The sequence below is a fragment of the Enterobacter cloacae complex sp. 277I4 genome (genome assembly GCF_050031465.1).
GTDB lineage: Bacteria > Pseudomonadota > Gammaproteobacteria > Enterobacterales > Enterobacteriaceae > Enterobacter > Enterobacter cloacae.
This window is the reverse complement of record NZ_JBLGWC010000001.1, coordinates 2,196,578-2,214,018: the sequence shown is the minus strand read 5'-3', so window position 1 is coordinate 2,214,018 and position 17,441 is coordinate 2,196,578. Positions and strand designations below refer to the sequence as shown.

Sequence of the window (17,441 nt, the reverse complement as noted above, 5' to 3'; positions counted from 1 at the left end):
AAAAGCGAGTCAGCTTATCCTACACAATTTTTTAACAAAAACTGAGACTAGTACGACTTTTTACATCCGCAGGTTACTTCCAGGTGGTTTATTGCTTTAATACCCGGAGTTTATTCCACATTTGAATCAGGGCTTGATAATGCAAAAACTCATCAACTCAGTGCAAAACTACGCCTGGGGAAGTAAAACTGCGTTAACGGAACTCTACGGTATCGCGAACCCGGACAACCTGCCGATGGCAGAACTGTGGATGGGCGCCCACCCGAAGAGCAGCTCAAAAGTTGAAGATGCCAGCGGCCAGGTGCGCGCGCTGCGCGACGTAATTGATGCCGATAAAGCCACGCTGCTGGGTAACAGCGTGGCCAACCGTTTTGGCGAGCTGCCGTTCCTGTTTAAGGTGCTGTGTGCCGATCAACCTCTCTCCATCCAGGTTCACCCGAACAAGAAAGCCTCTGAAATTGGCTTTGCAAAAGAGAATGCGGCCGGTATCCCATTAGATGCCGCCGAGCGTAACTATAAAGATCCGAACCACAAGCCGGAGCTGGTCTTTGCGCTGACCCCTTTCCTGGCGATGAACGCGTTTCGCGAGTTCTCCGAGATCATCTCTCTGCTGCAGCCGGTCGCAGGAGCGCATAACGCTATCGCGCATTTCCTGGCAAATCCGAACGCGGAAAGCCTGAGCCAGCTGTTCGCCAGCCTGCTCAACATGCAGGGCGACGAGAAATCCCACGCCCTGGCGGTGCTGAAAGCGGCGCTGGACGGCCAGCAGGGCGAACCATGGGACACCATCCGTCTGATTTCTGCGTTTTACCCGGACGACAGCGGCCTGTTCTCCCCGCTGCTGCTGAACGTGGTGAAGCTAAACCCGGGCGAAGCCATGTTCCTGTTCGCGGAAACGCCGCATGCCTATCTGCAGGGTGTGGCGCTGGAGGTAATGGCCAACTCGGACAACGTACTGCGCGCGGGTCTGACGCCGAAATATATCGACATCCCTGAACTGGTGGCTAACGTGAAGTTTGTGGCAAAACCTGCTGCCGAGCTGCTTACTCAGCCCGTCAAAAATGGCGCAGAGCTGGACTTCCCTATTCCGGTTGACGATTTTGCTTTCTCCCTGCACGACCTCAGCCAGACCGAAACGACCATCGCGCAGGAGAGCGCGGCGATCCTGTTCTGCGTTGAGGGTGAAGCGACACTGCATAAAGGCGAACAGCGTCTGGTGCTTAAGCCGGGTGAGTCAGCATTCGTTGCTGCTAATGAGTCCCCGGTCAGCGTGAGCGGTACCGGTCGCCTGGCGCGCGTATTTAATAAGCTTTAGACAATACTGAATTTTTTAACAACTCTTGCTAAGCTAGTGGCAGGCTTTATATCTCCGGGCGGTTTCTACCGCCTGGTTTCATTTTAGGGATAGTCGCAATGAAAAAATCGGTCGTAGCGGTAGGCGTGATTGTAGCGTTAGGCGTAGTCTGGACGGGAGCATCCTGGTTTACCGGGAAGCAGCTGGAGAGCCGTCTGGCTGAGATGGTGGCACAGGCTAACAGCCAAATTAAGCGTGGCGCACCGGAAGCGGGTGTAGAGCTGAGCTATCAGAATTATGAGCGCGGGGTATTCACCAGCCATATGCAGCTTGTGGTGAAGCCCGTTGCCGGAAATGAAAATGGCTGGCTGAAGCCGGGCCAGACGGTGGTGCTGGATGAGGTGGTAAGTCACGGTCCGTTCCCGCTGGCGCAGCTGAAGTCCTTTAACCTGATCCCATCAATGGCGTCCGTTCACACCGTGCTGGTGAATAACGACTTAACTAAGCCGCTGTTCGATCTGGCAAAAAATGAATCGCCTTTCGCGGTTGATACCCGCATCAGCTATGCCGGTGACACCCGCTCGAATATCGCGCTGAAGGCGCTGAACTACGAGAAAGAGAACGAGAAAGTCACCTTCAGCGGTGGCAACTTCACCGTAGATGCTGACCGCGAAGGGAACGTGCTCTCCCTGACAGGGGAAGCGCAAAGCGGTCTGGTCAACGCCGTTAACGAATACGATCAGAAGGTACAAATTACCTTCAACAATTTGAAAGCCGACGGCAACAGCCGCATGACCGACTTCAAAGAGCGTATCGGCGATCAGAAACTCTCGATCGATAAAATTGCCATTGCGATTGAAGGTAAAGAGATGGCCGTGCTGGAAGGCATGGACGTTGATGGTAAATCGGATGTCTCCAAAGACGGTAAGAGCATCAATACTCAGCTGGATTACACCCTGAAGAGCCTGAAAGTGCAGAATCAGGACCTGGGTACCGGCAAGCTTTCGCTGAAGATCGGCAATATTGACGGTCAGGCATGGCATGAATTCAGCCAGAAATACAGCAAAGAGAGCCAGGCGCTGCTGACCGATGCCGCGCTGCAGCAGAACCCGGAAGTGTATCAGCAGCAGGCGATGGCCGTGCTGTTCAACAACCTGCCTATTCTGCTCAAAGGTGAACCGGTGATCACCGTCGCTCCGCTGAGCTGGAAAAACAGCAAAGGCGAAACCAGCTTTAACCTGTCTCTGTTCCTGAAAGATCCGGCAACCGCAACGGGCGAACCGCAAACGCTGGCGCAGGAAGTGGATCGCAGCGTGAAGTCACTGGACAGCAAGCTGACGATCCCAATGGACATGGCAACCGAGTTTATGACTCAGATTGCGAAGCTTGAAGGGTACGGCGATGACGATGCCGGTAAGCTGGCAAACCAGCAGGTGAAAGGCCTGGCGGCGATGGGCCAGATGTTCCGTATCACCAAGGTGGACGACAACACGATTTCCACCAGCCTGCAGTATGCCAACGGCCAGGTGACGCTCAACGGTGACAAAATGCCGCTGGAGGACTTTGTCGGCATGTTTGGTATGCCTGCCCTGGGCATGCCGGAACCGGCTGAACCAGCAGCGCCAGCCGAACCTGCGGCGCCACAGCAGTAAACGACAAAACCCCTCGCATGAGGGGTTTTTTATTGCCGGGTGGCGGCGATGCCTTATCTGGCCTACGCTCCGCAACGTGCTCTGGGTTATTTCACCGTGACTAACCGCGCCGCCACAATCTGGTGCCCGACCTGCACGTCTGTTTTTTCGATGCGCTGCATGATCCTGTCCGCCAGCGTGTAGCCCATCTCCCGTGCGGGCGTGGTGGCCCAGACAATGGGCAGATCGTCCAGCGCATTTTCACCAACGTCGGCAAATGCCCCTAACGCCACCTGATGGCCGAAGAAGGTTTCAACACCCCCCTCACCGCTCTGACGCCCGGCACGGATCAGACCAAACCAGGCCCCCATCGCAATCACATCGTTATAGCAAATCACGGCGCTTATCGTCGGACTGCTGCTTAACAGTGCACCGATCGCTTCTGCGGCTTTTTTCTGACTGGATTCACACTCTACCACCCACTCGCTGTGGAACGGTAAACCGTATTTAATCAGCGTCGCGCAATAACCGCCCACCCGTTCGGCGCGGGTCAGCGACGAGCTTTTTCCGCCGAGCCAGGCAATCCGCTGATGCCCGCGACGAATAAGATGCTCGGTCAACATTTGAGCCGCCTGCATGTTGTCTGGCCGCAGGGTATCGGCTTCATCCAGATAACTGGCGCGCGACGCAAAGACCAGCGGCACCCCTTTAGCGGCCGCGCGCTCGCATAATTCACTACTCACGCCCGATGCTCCGGCAACAATCACACCGTCAACGCCCTGGGTGAGCAGCATGTCGAGCCGGGAAAGAAGCTGGTCCGGCTCGCGCCCGCCGTGGAGCAGAAACACCATTCGTCCCTGCGCCTCCAGCGCTTCGGTTAACCCGGCGGTCAGTTCGGCGTAAAAGGGTGAAGTCAGGTCACGCACGATCAGGCCAATCACGCCGCTTTGTCCCCCGCGCAGGGCCGACGCCTGACGGTTACGCACAAAACCCAGTTGTTCAACGGCGTCGTTAACCCGCTGACCGGTCGCGGGAGAGATACGCCCTTTTCCACTCAGGACCAGTGAAACGGTGCTGACGGAAACCCCCGCCGCCAGCGCGACATCGTTGATGGTGATCTTTTTCGCTACAGCCATGTGTTGGCGTGACTCCATGATAATGAGATCGGTAAAACGTTTTATCAATACGTTATCTTTATACTACCAGTGAAAGGCTGAGAATGTGATTCAGCGCGCACTAAACTTTGATAAAACGTTTTATCTTCTCGCAGCATTGAAGCAGACAAACTGATTTTAACAATAAAGGAGTCGTTTTATGACGGCGAAAACAGCACAAAAAATATCGCTGTGGGAATTTTTCCAGCAACTGGGTAAAACCTTTATGCTGCCCGTGGCGCTTCTCTCGTTCTGCGGGATTATGCTCGGGATCGGCAGCTCGCTCAGCAGTAAGGACGTCATTACGCTGATCCCGTTCCTCGGTACCCCTGTGCTGCAGGCGATCTTTATCTGGATGAGTAAGGTCGGCTCCTTTGCCTTCAGTTTCCTGCCCGTGATGTTCTGTATCGCCATCCCGCTGGGCCTGGCGCGTGAGAATAAAGGCGTGGCGGCGTTCGCCGGTTTTGTGGGCTACGCGGTGATGAACCTTGCGGTGAACTTCTGGCTGACCGCCAAAGGCATCCTGCCCACTACCGATGCTGCGGTGCTGAAAGCCAACAACATTCAGAGCGTGATTGGTATTCAGTCTATCGACACCGGGATCCTCGGCGCGGTGATCGCGGGGGTCATTATCTGGATGCTGCATGAGCGCTTCCACAATATCCGCCTCCCCGATGCCCTGGCATTCTTCGGCGGCACCCGCTTCGTGCCAATTATTACTCTCGTGGTCATGGGGCTGTTTGGTCTGGTCATCCCGCTGATCTGGCCGGTCTTTGCGCTCGGTATCAACGGTATTGGCCGTATCATTAACGGCGCGGGCGATTTCGGCCCGATGATCTTCGGTACCGGCGAACGTCTGCTGCTGCCGTTTGGCCTGCAACATATTCTGGTGGCGCTGATTCGCTTCACCGAAGCAGGCGGCACCATGGAAGTGTGCGGTCATGATGTAAGCGGTGCCCTGACCATCTTCCAGGCGCAGCTGAGCTGCCCAACCACTCATGGCTTCTCTGAGAGTGCGACCCGCTTCCTGTCACAGGGTAAAATGCCGGCCTTCCTCGGCGGTCTGCCAGGCGCGGCGCTGGCGATGTACCACTGCGCCCGACCTGAAAATCGTCACAAAATTAAAGGGCTGTTGATTTCCGGGGTAATCGCCTGCGTTGTAGGCGGTACGACTGAGCCTATCGAATTCCTGTTCCTGTTTGTCGCGCCGGTGCTGTATCTCATCCACGCGGTGCTGACCGGTCTGGGCTTTACCGTGATGGCGGTGCTGGGTGTCACCATCGGTAACACCGACGGCAACGTAATTGATTTCGTGGTGTTCGGCATCCTGCATGGTTTGTCCACCAAGTGGTATCTGGTGCCGGTCGTGGCGGCGATCTGGTTCGTGGTGTACTACGGTATCTTCCGCTTCGCCATCACCCGCTTTAATCTGAAAACGCCAGGCCGCGATGCCGAAACCGCCACCAGCGTGGAACAGGCCGTTGCCGGTACAGTGGGTAAATCGGGTTATAACACGCCGGCAATTCTGGCGGCGCTGGGCGGTGCGGATAACATTACTTCTCTGGATAACTGCATTACCCGTCTGCGTCTGTCGGTGGCGGATATGTCGAAAGTGGATACCAATGCCCTGAAAGCCAACCGGGCAATTGGCGTGGTACAGTTGAATCAGCACAATTTGCAGGTGGTTATCGGCCCGCAGGTGCAGTCGGTCAAAGATGAACTGGCCACCCTGATGCGCACAGTCGAAGCCTGATGCCTCACCCCCTCACGCTGAGGGGGTTTTACTTTAAGGACCTACGTCATGTTTGATTTCTCGACCGTTGTCGATCGCCACGGCACCTGGTGTACACAGTGGGATTATGTTGCCGACCGTTTTGGTGCCGCCGACCTGCTGCCCTTTACGATCTCTGATATGGATTTCGCCACCGCCCCCTGCATTATCGATGCGCTACATCAACGTATTGATCACCGCGTGTTTGGCTACAGCCGCTGGAAAAACGAAGAATTCCTGGCCGCGGTGGCGCACTGGTTCCAGCAACGTTTTAACAGCCGGATTGATACTGAAACCGTTGTTTATGGCCCTTCCGTGATCTATATGGTCTCTGAGCTGATTCGCCTGTGGTCGATGCCGGGAGACGGTGTGGTGGTGCATACCCCGGCTTATGACGCGTTTTATAAAGCCATTGAAGGCAATGCGCGCCGCGTGGTGCCAGTGGCGATGGAAAAACAGGCGACGGGCTGGCAGGGAAATATGGTCGCGCTTGAGGCCGCCCTGGCGAAACCGGAAAACAAAATATTGCTGCTGTGCAGCCCGCAAAACCCGACCGGCAAGGTCTGGACGCAGGAGGAGCTGGCGCAGATGGCTGAACTGTGCGCGCGCTATGACGTGGCGGTGATAAGCGATGAAATTCATATGGACATGGTATGGGGAGAACATCGCCACACGCCATGGAACAGGGTCGCGCGCGGTAAATGGGCACTGCTGACCTCAGGCTCCAAGAGCTTTAATATCCCGGCACTGACCGGCGCATATGGGTTAATAGGCGATGAGGAGAGCCGTAATGCGTATCTGAGCGCGCTAAAAGGCCGTGACGGCCTCTCCTCTCCCTCCGTGCTGGCACTGACGGCGCATATTGCCGCCTATCAGCAGGGTGAGCCGTGGCTTGCCGCGCTGCGCGACTATCTGGAAGAGAACCTGAAATTTATCGCACGTGAAATGAACAGCGCTTTTCCGGTACTAAACTGGACGCCACCCGAGGCGACCTATCTCGCCTGGATTGACCTGCGCCCGTTAAATATTGACGATCGCGCCCTGCAAAACGTACTGATTGAGCAGCAAAAAGTCGCCATCATGCCGGGATATACCTACGGAAACGAAGGCATCGGTTTTATCCGCCTGAATGCCGGCTGCCCGCGCAGCAAGCTGGAACAAGGGGTGCAGCGGCTGATTGCGGGTATCAACACGCTCCTGTAGTTTGTTTGCGCAACGGAATATTCCCTTGCGCAAATAGCTTTTTACCTCGTTTTGTTTTTATAATGTGGCGCACTTTAACCAGAAAAGAGTGCGACCATGATTGATACACGCCTGCCTTTAACAGATATTCATCGTCACCTTGACGGTAACATTCGTGCCCAAACCATCCTCGATCTTGGCCGCCAGTACAATTTAACGCTCCCTGCTCAATCGCTTGAAACCCTGATCCCGCACGTTCAGGTCACCTCTAATGAACCGGATCTGGTCAGTTTTTTGAGCAAACTCGACTGGGGCGTAAAGATGCTGGCCTCACTGGATGCCTGTCGCCGTGTCGCTTTTGAGAACATCGAAGATGCCGCCCGTAACGGCCTGCACTATGTCGAACTGCGCTTTTCGCCAGGCTATATGGCGATGACCCACAGCCTGCCCGTTGCAGGCGTGGTTGAAGCCGTTATTGAAGGTGTCCGTGAAGGGTGCAAAGCCTTCGATGTGCAGGCCCGTTTGATTGGCATCATGAGCCGTACCTTCGGCGAAGCGGCCTGTCTGCAGGAACTGGAAGCGCTGCTGGCGCATCGTGACGCGATCACCGCCGTCGACCTGGCCGGGGATGAACTGGGCTTCCCGGGCAGCCTGTTCCTGTCACATTTCAACCGCGCACGTGATGCCGGCTGGCATGTTACCGTACACGCCGGTGAAGCGGCGGGGCCGGAGAGCATCTGGCAGGCCATCCGTGAACTGGGTGCCGAGCGTATCGGTCACGGTGTAAAAGCGGTGGAAGATCGCGCCCTGATGGACTTCCTGGCCGAGCAACGTATCGGGATTGAATCCTGCCTGACCTCCAATATTCAGACCAGCACCGTGCCCGCGCTGGATAAGCACCCGCTGAAAACCTTCCTTGAGCACGGCGTGCTGGCCTCGCTGAATACCGATGACCCGGCGGTACAGGGCGTGGACATTATCCACGAGTACACTGTCGCCGCACCGCAGGCGGGCCTGAGCCGCGAACAGATCCGCCAGGCGCAGATTAATGGGCTGGAGATGGCCTTCCTCACGCCGGAAGAGAAGCAGGCGCTTCGGGATAAGGTGGCAAACGCGTAACCCCTTTGCCGGGTGGCGGCTACGCCCTACCCGGCCAACAAAACTTATGCCAGACAGAGCGTGGCGCGATGTTTGGCAGATTCAATGCCCAGTTCAATCAACTCCATAATCTGAATCGCCTGACTGGCTGGTACCGGGTTTTCCCCCGTGCCGTTCAGCGCATCACGCACGGCCGCATAATATGCCGGGTAGTTCCCCGGGCTCGTCAGCAAGGTTTCTTCCACCAGCGTCTCCCCCTCCACTTTGGTCACTACCCCGTCTCGCATATCATATCCCCAGTCTTCCTGAGGCAAACGCTCGCCGTTTTTCAGCCGGTCTTCCTGCGGATCCAGACCAAACTTCACATAGCTCCCCCGCGTGCCGTGAATGATATAACGCGCAGATTCCGCAGCCGCAACCATCGTTCCGTGCAGCACTATCCGCCGTTGCGGGTAGCTCAGGATGGCATGAAAATAATCGGTCGTTTGCGCGCCGGGTCTGAGCTGGGCCAGATCGACCGTCATACTCACCGGCAGGCCAAACAGATTCACGGCCTGGTCGAGCAGGTGTGGGGCTAAATCGTACCAGATGCCGCTGCCTGGCCCGGCTTGCTCACGCCAGCGGTTTCGCACCTGCGGCCGGAAACGATCAAAGTGCGATTCAAAGAAGGTTATCTCCCCGAGCGTTCCCTCGCTGAGCAGCGCTTTTACCGTGAGAAAATCGCTGTCCCAGCGGCGGTTATGAAACACCGACAGCAGTCTGCCAAGGCTTTTCGCCAGCGCATCCAGCTCGCGTGCCTGAGACAACGTCACGGTAAAGGGTTTATCGACGACGACATGCTTACCGGCTTCCAGCGCCGCCTTCGCCAGCGGGAAATGGGTGTCGTTCGGCGTGGGGATCACAATTAAATCGATATTCGGATCATTGAAAAGGTGCTTAGGCTCAGAGACAACCGGAACGGTGGGCCAGTCGGCATGCACCTTGGTGGCATCGCTGCTCGACACCGCCGCCAGCGCCATTCCCGGCGTACCGGCAATTAACGGCGCATGGAATGTTTTGCTCGCATACCCGTAACCAATAAGCCCGACACGGATGCTATCACTCATAGTGTTGCCCTCTCCTGTGATGTTCTTATTTCACACTGGCTAACCCGGCCTCATGACAGATTAAGCATGTGCCATATGACTTAAAATAGCATCCTGCTCCGCTTGTTTTTGTTATATGGGGTTAACCCGCTGATTGTGCTTAAGGGAACCGTTCCCAAAGCACTTGCTGTCTCCCCCCTGGCGCTGTAACATTTGCAACCGGTATTTATGGATAAATTACAAACACGAATTATGACGTCAATTATTAATCGAATCATTGAATTAGCGGGATGGATTGTTCTTGGGGTATCGGTCATTTTGCTTGGCGTTGCCAGCCACATCGATAACTACCAACCGCCGGAGCCTGTCACTGTCGCCCAACCTAAGTAACCGGTTACGGTAATAAAGAGTGACATAATATGTCAGTTACTTATTGCCACTCCTGGTGAACACGGTTAACCTTCTCTTCCAGGCATCATCAGATGCCTGAATCTTTCGCAAAGAAAACTCCTAATTTAGTCGCGTTACCTGAGTGGGCAGTTTACGTCTTTATTAATCCGTTTATTATTCAAACGAATTACCTTAACGGGTATGACTCACTTTTATATGGAAACTTATTAATATGACAGTTCAGGACTATTTATTAAAATTTCGCAAGATCAATTCCCTTGAGAGCCTGGAAAAACTGTTTGACCACCTGAACTACACGCTGTCGGATAATCAGGACATCATCAATATGTATCGTGCAGCGGATCATCGCCGTGCGGAGCTGGTCTCCGGTGGCCGTTTGTTTAACGTCGGCGAAGTGCCTAAGTCCGTATGGCGTTACGTTTTATAAGAAAGTAGCCATCCGCGCGAAATGTTATATACTCTCCGCCCTGCAAACTGGCTGTACAACATTTCGCGCAGATTTATGGGAGAGTTCATGACCGCAACGCCTGGAGAAAGAATTGGAGGCTGGTTAATCGCCCCACTGGCATGGCTGCTGGTTGCCTTATTAAGCGCATCACTTGCGCTGCTGCTTTATACCACCGCGCTGGTTACCCCTCATGCAATCCAGACCCTGATGTCGCAAAGTGTGCTGAATATTACGCTGTGGTTCGTGTCGTTCGTCTTCGCCATAGGCATGTGGTACTACACGCTGTGGCTAACCATTGCGTTCTTTAAACGCCGCAAAAATGTGCCTAAGCACTACATCATCTGGCTGCTCGTTTCCGTACTGCTGGCGGTGAAAGCCTTTGCTTTTTCACCGGTTTCGGACGCGCTGGCCGTTCGTCAGCTGCTTTTCCCGTTACTGGCGGCGGCGCTTCTGGTGCCCTATTTCAAGCGTTCGACGCGGGTGAAGAACACCTTCGTGAATCCGTAATAACCTTACAGATAACCTGTTGTCGCCTGTTGTGGTTTATCCGATAATAGGCGGCTTTTTTATTTCAGGCTGAATAATGACCGATTACTTACTGCTCTTTGTCGGCACAGTGCTGGTTAACAACTTCGTTCTGGTGAAGTTCCTTGGCCTGTGTCCGTTTATGGGCGTGTCCAAAAAGCTGGAAACGGCAATGGGCATGGGGCTGGCAACCACCTTCGTGATGACGATGGCGTCCATCTGCGCCTGGTTGATTGATACCTGGATCCTCATCCCGCTGGGTTTAGTCTATCTCCGTACGCTGGCCTTTATTCTGGTCATTGCCGTAGTGGTGCAATTTACCGAAATGGTGGTGCGTAAAACCAGCCCGGCGCTCTATCGCCTGCTGGGTATCTTTCTGCCGTTGATCACCACCAACTGTGCCGTTCTTGGCGTAGCGCTGTTGAACATTAATCTCGGGCATAATTTCATGCAGTCGGCGCTGTACGGTTTTTCTGCCGCCGTCGGTTTCTCGCTGGTGATGGTGCTGTTTGCCTCTATTCGTGAGCGCCTCGCCGCAGCGGATATCCCTGCGCCCTTTCGCGGAAACGCGATTGCGCTGGTGACCGCAGGTTTAATGTCTCTGGCCTTTATGGGCTTTAGTGGTCTGGTGAAGTTGTAATGAATACCATCTGGATTGCCATCGCCTCCATCAGCGTGCTGGGGTTGGTGTTTGGCCTGATTCTGGGTTACGCCTCCCGCCGATTCGCGGTAGAGGACGATCCTGTTGTTGAAAAAATCGATGAGCTTTTGCCGCAAAGCCAGTGTGGGCAGTGCGGCTATCCTGGCTGTCGTCCCTATGCAGAAGCCGTGGGTATTCAGGGTGAGAAAATCAACCGCTGTGCGCCAGGTGGCGAAGCGGTAATGCTGAAAATTGCAGCGCTGCTAAACGTCGACCCGCAACCCATTGATGGCGATGCGCAGGTGCAGGAGCCCGTGCGTGCCCTCGCGGTGATTGACGAAGCGAACTGCATTGGCTGCACCAAGTGTATTCAGGCATGCCCTGTCGACGCCATTGTTGGCGCCACCCGCGCCATGCACACCGTTGTGGCGGATCTGTGCACCGGCTGTAACCTCTGCGTGGCACCCTGCCCGACGCAATGTATTGAGTTGCGCCCGGTTGAAACGACTACCGAAAGCTGGAAGTGGGATCTTCAAACCATTCCGGTTCGCAATATTCCTGTGGAACAACATGCTTAAGTTATTTTCTGCTTTCAGAAAAGAGAAGATTTGGGACTTTGACGGCGGGATCCATCCGCCAGAGATGAAAACCCAGTCCAGCGGCACGCCGCTGCGTCAAATTCCGCTGGCGACCCGTTTCGTCATGCCGCTGAAGCAGCACATTGGCGCTGAGGGTGAGTTGTGCGTTAAAGAAGGCGATACCGTCCTTCGCGGCCAGCCATTGACCTTTGGTCGTGGGCGTATGCTGCCGATCCACGCCCCGACATCCGGTAAAGTGGTGGCGATTACCCCACACACCGTTGCCCATCCGTCAGCCCTCTCCGAACTGAGCGTCATTATTGAAGCCGACGGCGAAGACCGCTGGATCGAACGCGATGGCTGGAGCGACTACCGCGCCCGCAGCCGGGAAGCGCTTATCGACCGTATTCATCAGTTCGGCGTTGCCGGGCTGGGTGGCGCAGGGTTCCCGACCGGCGTCAAACTGCGCGGTGGCGGCGATAAAATTCAGACCCTGATTATTAATGCCGCCGAATGCGAACCCTATATCACCGCCGATGACCGCCTGATGCAGGACTGCGCCGCGCAGGTCGTGGAGGGGATCCGTATCCTCGCCCATGTGCTGCAGCCTCGTGAAGTGCTAATTGGCATTGAGGATAACAAACCGCAGGCCATTTCCATGCTACGCGCGGTGCTCGCCGGTAGCCACGATATCAGCCTGCGCGTCATTCCGACCAAGTACCCGTCGGGCGGGGCAAAACAGCTGACGCAAATACTCACCGGAAAGCAGGTTCCCCACGGCGGCCGCTCGTCGGATATTGGCGTGCTGATGCAAAACGTGGGTACCGCCTACGCCGTGAAACGCGCGGTGATTGACGGTGAACCCCTGACCGAACGCGTGGTGACGCTGACGGGCGAGTCAGTGTCTCGTCCGGGGAACGTCTGGGCGCGTCTGGGCACGCCGGTTCGTCATCTTCTGGAGCAGGCCGGATTCTGTCCCGGCAGCGATCAGATGGTGATCATGGGCGGTCCATTGATGGGCTTTACCCTGCCGTGGCTGGACGTTCCGGTCGTAAAAATCACTAACTGCCTGCTCGCCCCCTCCCCCACCGAAATGGGTGAAGAGCAGGAAGAGAAAGGCTGCATCCGCTGCAGCGCCTGCGCCGATGCCTGCCCGGCCGATCTGCTTCCACAGCAGTTGTACTGGTACAGCAAAGGTCAGCTGCACGATAAAGCGCAAGCGCATAATCTGGCTGACTGCATCGAATGCGGCGCGTGCGCCTGGGTCTGCCCTAGCAACATTCCGCTGGTGCAGTACTTCCGTCAGGAGAAGGCCGAGATTTATGCCATCTCGATGGAAGAAAAACGCGCTGCCGAAGCGAAAGCCCGCTTTGAAGCCCGCCAGGCTCGTCTGGAGCGTGAAAAACTGGCCCGTCAGGAGCGTCATAAGCAGGCTGCCGTTCAGCCAGGCGAGAAAGATCAGGATGCCATTAACGCGGCGCTGGCTCGCGTGCGCGAGAAAAAAGCGACCGCAGCGCAACCTGTGGTGATCTCCGCCGGTGAGAAGCCAGATAACAGCGAAGCCATTGCCGCACGTGAAGCGCGTAAGGCCGCGGCGCGCGCGCGTCAGGCGGAAAAAGCGCAAACTGGGCAACCGGAAGAAACCCGTGTCGATCCGCGTAAAGCGGCCGTTGAAGCGGCCATCGCCCGCGCCAAAGCACGGAAAGCGGGAGAGCAGCAGGTAGTCGTTGAGCAAGAGGCCACAGACCCGCGCAAAGCCGCCGTTGAAGCCGCGATAGCCCGCGCTAAAGCGCGTAAAGCGGCGCAGCAACCGCAACCGGCCACAGAAGAGGCGCCGGTCGATCCGCGTAAAGCGGCTGTCGAAGCGGCCATCGCCCGCGCCAAAGCGCGGAAAGCAGCGCAGCAACAACAACCAGCTGCAGAAGAGGCACCAGTCGATCCGCGCAAAGCCGCTGTCGAAGCGGCCATCGCCCGCGCCAAAGCACGGAAAGCGGCTCAGCAGGAAGTACAACAGCCTGCCGCGAACGACGATCCACGCAAAGCCGCCGTCGCCGCCGCGATTGCACGCGTTCAGGCGAAGAAAGCCGCACAGCAAGCAGTTAACGAGGATTAAATGGTTTTCAGAATCGCAAGTTCCCCTTACACCCATAACCAGCGCCAGACGTCGCGCATTATGATGCTGGTCTGCCTGGCTGCACTGCCGGGTATTGCCGTTCAGTTCTGGTTTTTCGGCTGGGGAACCCTGTTCCAGTTAGCACTGGGCTGTGCCAGCGCCGTAGCGGCCGAAGCGCTGGTGCTGAAGCTGCGTAAGATGAACATTTCCCGTATTCTCAGCGATAACTCCGCTCTGCTGACGGGCCTGCTGCTGGCCATCAGTATTCCGCCGTTTGCGCCGTGGTGGATGATCGTGCTCGGTACGGTGTTTGCGGTGATTATTGCCAAACAGCTGTACGGTGGGCTGGGCCACAATCCCTTTAACCCGGCGATGGTCGGCTACGTGGTACTGCTTATCTCCTTCCCGGTACAAATGACCAGTTGGCTGCCGCCGCACGATATCGCCGCCACGGTGCCGGGTTTTATGGATGCCCTTCAGGTGATCTTTACCGGCCATACGGCGTCCGGTGCCGATATGAATGCGTTGCGTATGGGCGTGGATGGTGTCAGCCAGGCCACACCGCTCGATACGTTTAAAACGTCCCTGCGTGCCGGGCACAGCGTTGAGCAGATCATGCAATCAGCCATCTACAGCGGCGTGCTGGCCGGTGCAGGCTGGCAGTGGGTTAACCTGGCATATCTGTTGGGCGGCCTGTTTCTGCTGCAGCAGAAAGCGATCCGCTGGCATATTCCGGTGAGCTTCCTGGTCACGCTCGCGGTCTGCTCCACGCTGGGCTGGCTCTTCTCTCCTGAATCCCTGGCGAGCCCGCAGATGCATCTGCTCTCTGGCGCCACCATGCTGGGCGCGTTCTTTATTCTGACCGATCCGGTGACCGCCTCGACCACCAATCGCGGTCGTCTGATCTTCGGTGCGCTGGCCGGTCTGCTGGTGTGGCTGATCCGCAGTTTCGGCGGATACCCGGATGGCGTAGCGTTCGCCGTCCTGCTTGCCAACATCACCGTTCCGCTCATTGACTACTACACGCGCCCGCGCGTGTACGGCCATCGGTAAGGGTTTCGCGATGCTGAAAACAATGCAAAAACATGGCGTCACGCTGGCCATTTTCGCTGCTGTCCTCACCGGGATGACGGCACTGGTGAACGAACTGACCAAAACGACCATTGATGAACAGGCCGCGAAGCAGCAACGCGCGCTGTTCGATCAGGTGATGCCGTCTGATTTCTACGATAATGACCTGCAGAAAAGCTGTTTCGTGGTACAGGCGCCGCAGTTAGGTAAAGGCCCGCATCGTCTCTATATCGCCCGTAGAGGCGATAACGCGGTGGGCGTGGTGATGGAGGCCACGGCACCAGACGGGTATTCCGGTGCCATTCAGCTACTTGTGGGTACCGATTTTTCCGGTACCGTGTTGGGTACCCGCGTGACTCAACACCACGAAACGCCGGGCCTTGGGGATAAAATTGAGACACGCCTGAGCGACTGGATTTTGCATTTTGCCGGTAAGGTGATCCACGGCGAAGCGGACCCGACGTTTGCCGTCAAGAAAGATGGCGGCGAGTTTGACCAGTTCACCGGGGCCACCATTACGCCGCGTGCCGTCGTGAATGCCGTAAAACGTGCCGGGTTGTATGCAGAAACGCTGCCTGCGCAGATTAACAATCTTCCAGCCTGTGAGGAGTGAGCATGAGCCAGGTTAAAGAGGTCATTGTCCAGGGGTTGTGGAAGAACAACTCCGCACTGGTACAGCTGCTGGGATTGTGCCCGCTGCTGGCGGTGACATCCACCGCTACCAACGCATTGGGGCTGGGGCTTGCCACCACGCTGGTGCTGACCCTGACCAACCTCTCCATTTCCACCCTGCGCCGCTGGACGCCGTCGGAAATCCGTATTCCGATTTACGTCATGATCATCGCGTCAGTGGTGAGCGTCGTTCAGATGCTGATTAATGCCTACGCGTTCGGTCTGTATCAGTCACTGGGGATTTTTATTCCGCTGATCGTTACCAACTGTATCGTGGTGGGGCGTGCAGAAGCCTTTGCCGTGAAGAACACCCCGGCGATGTCGGCCCTGGATGGTTTCTCAATCGGAATGGGAGCCACCTGCGCGATGTTCGTTCTGGGCTCACTGCGTGAAATTCTTGGCAACGGTACCCTCTTCGACGGCGCAGACGCGCTGCTGGGAAGCTGGGCTAAAGTTTTACGCATCGAGGTGTTTCATACGGATACGCCGTTCCTGCTGGCTATGCTGCCACCGGGTGCGTTTATTGGCCTTGGCATGATGCTGGCGATAAAATACCTGATTGATGAAAAACGTAAGCGCCGCGCGGCTGAGCGCAGCGTGCAGGAAGGGATACCCGGGAAAGCCTCATGAACAAAGAAAAGCGCATTGCGATCCTCACCCGTCTTCGGGACGCAAACCCGCACCCGACGACTGAGCTGAATTTCACTTCGCCGTTTGAGCTGCTGATCGCAGTGCTGCTTTCGGCTCAGGCCACTGACGTGAGCGTGAATAAGGCCACCGCCCTGCTCTATCCGGTGGCCAATACCCCGAAAGCCATGCTGGAGCTGGGCGTGGAAGGGGTGAAGTCTTATATCAAAACCATCGGGCTGTTTAACAGCAAAGCGGAGAACGTCATTAAGACCTGCCGCATTTTGCTGGAGCGTCATGGTGGTGAAGTGCCGGAAGATCGCGAGGCGCTGGAAGCGTTGCCGGGTGTGGGACGTAAAACGGCGAATGTGGTACTGAACACCGCGTTTGGCTGGCCGACCATCGCGGTTGATACCCATATTTTCCGTGTCGCTAACCGAACCAACTTCGCTCCGGGTAAAAATGTCGAACAGGTGGAGGAGAAACTGTTAAAAGTGGTTCCCGCTGAATTCAAAGTCGACTGTCATCACTGGCTTATCCTGCATGGCCGTTATACCTGCATTGCCAGAAAGCCTCGCTGCGGCTCATGTATCATTGAAGATCTCTGCGAATATAAAGAAAAAGTGTATCCCTGAGCGGCGTTATTCTTTTTTACTTTCGCATCATCAAGACCTTACTAAAGGAAGGCTTAACTAAAAACCTTCCTTTAGGCCGCAAGTTGTCCGCATATGTTCTCTTACGCCCTGTCAATTGTTCGGTTATTTAACGCTCAAACAGGTTAATAGTTTTTTCACTACCGAAAATTTCTATACATTTGTGATCGCGATCACTCTGATAACTTCATGTTGATTTTTTGTTGTCAGATCCCACCTAAACCCTTTGCCAGACAAGATGTAATCCTTCAATGGCCGCAGATAAGACCACTCATTTTTCAGAATATGGGCTATATGACTGCATTTAACGGTAAATAGCAGAACATATCGCCAAACAACCCTCTCCGCCGGTTTTTCGCAGTCAAAAAAACCAACAAAACCCATTGTGTAAAATTTAACGCTGAATAACATTTGCAGAAACCGAGGATTATAGCGGCTCAGTTATATGTAACAGATTATTACAAACGTATTGCCAGACGGGTCAGGAT

At 55.7% G+C, this 17,441-nt stretch carries 17 protein-coding genes; 15 read left to right on the top strand and 2 right to left on the bottom strand.

Annotated elements, in window-relative coordinates; translation table 11 throughout:
* Window positions 1–139: 139 nt before the first annotated feature.
* Both manA and ACQG19_RS10785 read left to right on the top strand, forming a co-directional pair.
* On the top strand, window positions 140–1,315 hold the full coding sequence (manA, locus tag ACQG19_RS10790) for a mannose-6-phosphate isomerase (protein WP_013096880.1): 1,176 nt from the start codon (window positions 140–142) through the stop codon (window positions 1,313–1,315).
* Between the two features lie 98 nt (window positions 1,316–1,413).
* Window positions 1,414–2,946, top strand: coding sequence for a YdgA family protein (locus tag ACQG19_RS10785; protein WP_013096881.1), 1,533 nt, complete (start codon window positions 1,414–1,416; stop codon window positions 2,944–2,946).
* An 86-nt stretch (window positions 2,947–3,032) separates the two neighbouring features.
* Here ACQG19_RS10785 and ACQG19_RS10780 read toward each other — a convergent pair whose 3' ends face one another.
* The gene (locus ACQG19_RS10780; protein WP_194500210.1) at window positions 3,033–4,061 is read right to left on the bottom strand and encodes a Mal regulon transcriptional regulator MalI; all 1,029 of its coding nucleotides are present in this window, start codon (window positions 4,059–4,061) and stop codon (window positions 3,033–3,035) included.
* A 178-nt stretch (window positions 4,062–4,239) separates the two neighbouring features.
* Here ACQG19_RS10780 and malX point away from each other — a divergent pair, with 178 nt between their 5' ends.
* The 3 genes from malX (at window position 4,240) to add (ending at window position 8,151) form a co-directional block, all read left to right on the top strand.
* Window positions 4,240–5,832 carry a maltose/glucose-specific PTS transporter subunit IIBC gene (malX, locus tag ACQG19_RS10775; protein WP_020688287.1) on the top strand — a complete coding sequence of 531 codons (1,593 nt, stop codon included), beginning with the start codon at window positions 4,240–4,242 and terminating at the stop codon, window positions 5,830–5,832.
* 48 nt (window positions 5,833–5,880) lie between these two features.
* A complete protein-coding gene (locus ACQG19_RS10770; RefSeq protein ID WP_148791130.1) occupies window positions 5,881–7,053 on the top strand; it encodes a MalY/PatB family protein in 1,173 nt (390 codons plus the stop codon).
* A gap of 96 nt (window positions 7,054–7,149) precedes the next feature.
* Entirely contained in the window at window positions 7,150–8,151 is a 1,002-nt protein-coding gene (gene add, locus ACQG19_RS10765) for an adenosine deaminase (protein WP_013096893.1), read from the top strand.
* Between the two features lie 44 nt (window positions 8,152–8,195).
* On the opposite strand, the gene ACQG19_RS10760 is transcribed toward add, so the two are convergent.
* Window positions 8,196–9,236, bottom strand: a complete 1,041-nt coding sequence (locus tag ACQG19_RS10760; protein WP_013096894.1) for an oxidoreductase — start codon at window positions 9,234–9,236, stop codon at window positions 8,196–8,198.
* Window positions 9,237–9,479: 243 nt separating this feature from the next.
* On the opposite strand from ACQG19_RS10760, the gene blr reads away from it, so the two are divergent.
* From blr to nth, 10 genes are all read left to right on the top strand, one after another.
* Entirely contained in the window at window positions 9,480–9,605 is a 126-nt protein-coding gene (blr, locus tag ACQG19_RS10755; protein ID WP_168112406.1) for a division septum protein Blr, read from the top strand.
* Between the two features lie 232 nt (window positions 9,606–9,837).
* Window positions 9,838–10,053 carry a transcription modulator YdgT gene (ydgT, locus tag ACQG19_RS10750; RefSeq protein WP_013096896.1) on the top strand — a complete coding sequence of 72 codons (216 nt, stop codon included), beginning with the start codon at window positions 9,838–9,840 and terminating at the stop codon, window positions 10,051–10,053.
* Window positions 10,054–10,140: 87 nt separating this feature from the next.
* On the top strand, window positions 10,141–10,581 hold the full coding sequence (locus ACQG19_RS10745) for a DUF2569 domain-containing protein (protein ID WP_013096897.1): 441 nt from the start codon (window positions 10,141–10,143) through the stop codon (window positions 10,579–10,581).
* 76 nt (window positions 10,582–10,657) lie between these two features.
* Window positions 10,658–11,239: an electron transport complex subunit RsxA gene (gene rsxA, locus ACQG19_RS10740; RefSeq protein WP_013096898.1), complete on the top strand. Its 582-nt coding sequence runs from the start codon at window positions 10,658–10,660 to the stop codon at window positions 11,237–11,239.
* Entirely contained in the window at window positions 11,239–11,817 is a 579-nt protein-coding gene (gene rsxB, locus ACQG19_RS10735; protein WP_013096899.1) for an electron transport complex subunit RsxB, read from the top strand. Before rsxA ends, rsxB begins: the two co-directional genes overlap by 1 nt.
* Window positions 11,810–13,930, top strand: a complete 2,121-nt coding sequence (gene rsxC, locus ACQG19_RS10730) for an electron transport complex subunit RsxC (protein WP_095427164.1) — start codon at window positions 11,810–11,812, stop codon at window positions 13,928–13,930. The genes rsxB and rsxC overlap by 8 nt, the downstream gene beginning before the upstream one ends.
* The gene (gene rsxD / locus ACQG19_RS10725) at window positions 13,931–14,983 is read left to right on the top strand and encodes an electron transport complex subunit RsxD (RefSeq protein ID WP_038980391.1); all 1,053 of its coding nucleotides are present in this window, start codon (window positions 13,931–13,933) and stop codon (window positions 14,981–14,983) included.
* 10 nt (window positions 14,984–14,993) lie between these two features.
* Entirely contained in the window at window positions 14,994–15,614 is a 621-nt protein-coding gene (gene rsxG / locus ACQG19_RS10720; protein ID WP_246932055.1) for an electron transport complex subunit RsxG, read from the top strand.
* Between the two features lie 2 nt (window positions 15,615–15,616).
* Window positions 15,617–16,303, top strand: a complete 687-nt coding sequence (locus tag ACQG19_RS10715; RefSeq protein WP_023622212.1) for an electron transport complex subunit E — start codon at window positions 15,617–15,619, stop codon at window positions 16,301–16,303.
* Window positions 16,300–16,935: an endonuclease III gene (gene nth / locus ACQG19_RS10710; protein ID WP_020688297.1), complete on the top strand. Its 636-nt coding sequence runs from the start codon at window positions 16,300–16,302 to the stop codon at window positions 16,933–16,935. Before ACQG19_RS10715 ends, nth begins: the two co-directional genes overlap by 4 nt.
* The last annotated feature ends 506 nt before the right edge of the window (window positions 16,936–17,441 follow it).